The sequence below is a fragment of the Streptomyces sp. NPDC031274 genome (genome assembly GCF_055570235.1).
Genome location: NZ_JBVIHP010000212.1, coordinates 1 through 1,451, shown reverse-complemented (window position 1 = coordinate 1,451; position 1,451 = coordinate 1). Strand labels below are relative to the sequence as shown.

Here is a 1,451-nt window from a genome sequence, read left to right as displayed (position 1 = left end):
TACAGACAGCGATCATCGCGATGCTCATGGCACGCCGTGTCGCTCCGATGATGTCGCGGCTCGGTCAGACGGTTTCCGGGCCCGTTGTGGGCGCGTACCGCTCCCTCGGGAACCAGATGCGGGATCAGCAGCGACTCGCGGCTGCGCAGGGGCAGTCCATTGGCCGGATCGGTCAGGCCCTCGCGGTGGTGCAGACCCGCATCCCGGTGGTGGGGCAGATGGCGAGCGCGTTCCGCAATGCCTCCGGTCCGATCACGGGGGTGGCTCGGGCGATCGGCACTGGAGTCGGTGGTGCGGCCCGTGGCCTGATGGGGGCACTTGGCGGGCCGTGGGGTGTGGCACTGGCTGCCGCAGGTGTGGGTCTGTCGATGCTTGCCTCTCACCAGCAGAAGGCCGCCCAGGCGGCTGCCGAGCACCAGTCGCGGATCAGCAGTCTCACCCAGGCGCTGCGCGAGTCGAACGGTGCCGTGACGGACAGCGTCCGCACCTCGGCAGCGCAGTCGCTGATGGACACCAAGGTCCTTGACGGCAAGGAGCGCCTGGTCGACGTCATGTCGAAGGCAGGGGTGCCGGTCAAGGACCTCACTAACGCCTACCTCAGCCAGGACGACGGCCTCGGGAAGCTCCAGAAGCGCATGGAGGACGTCGCCGCGATCAACCTGAAGCCGGTGCGCGGCGGCGGCGTCATGTACAACGACGTGGGCCAGCGTGCGCACGACGCTGCTGAGGCACTCGGGTCCGTCAAGGGCGAGATGTCCCAGGCAGTGAAGGACGCCAGGGATCTCGCCGACGTGAATGGATCCGCGGGCCGGTCCGCAGCGGATGCGGTCGGTCCGTTCGGGAAGTTCTCCGACGCGATGCGCCGCCTGTCGGACACGACGGCGGACGCCGACACCCGTGCACGCGCCCTGCACGACGCGCTGAACATCCTGGCCGGCGGTTCGGTGAACCTGTCTGCTGCTGAGGCCCGGTTGAACCGTTCGGTGTCGGATGCTGCGGAGTCGTTGAAGGGCGGCGTCGACAACGCCCAGGGGTACGGCAAGTCCCTGTTGAACGTGGATGGTTCGCTGTCCACGGTCACGCGCAATGGTCAGAAGCTGTATGACCTGCTGCAGGGCCTGTCGACGAATTCCGCGGATGCGGCGCTCGCCGCCTACCAGTACGCGGAGGCCAACGGGAAGTCCGTTCCGGAGGCGCTGCAGGCAGCGCAGAAGCAGATGGCGACCGCCCGTGAGTCCGCCATCGCCACCGCCGAGGGCTACGGGCTGGGCGCGGAGGCGGCAGCGAAGCTCGCCGACAATGCCGGTCTGGTGCCGGAGAAGGTGTCGATCCTGCTGCAGACGGCCGGCATGGACGAGGCGATGGCCGAACTGATCGCCGTGCAGCAGGCGCTGAAGGCAGAGCCGGACAAGAAGACCATCACCATCTCCACCCTGTCCAACGACGCTCGC

The 1,451-nt window shown here is 68.0% G+C and carries 1 pseudogene; it reads left to right on the top strand.

What is annotated here, in order from left to right:
• Window positions 1–26 precede the first annotated feature (26 nt).
• A pseudogene (locus ACZ5CR_RS45070) lies at window positions 27–1,451 on the top strand (hypothetical protein); the annotation flags it as partial.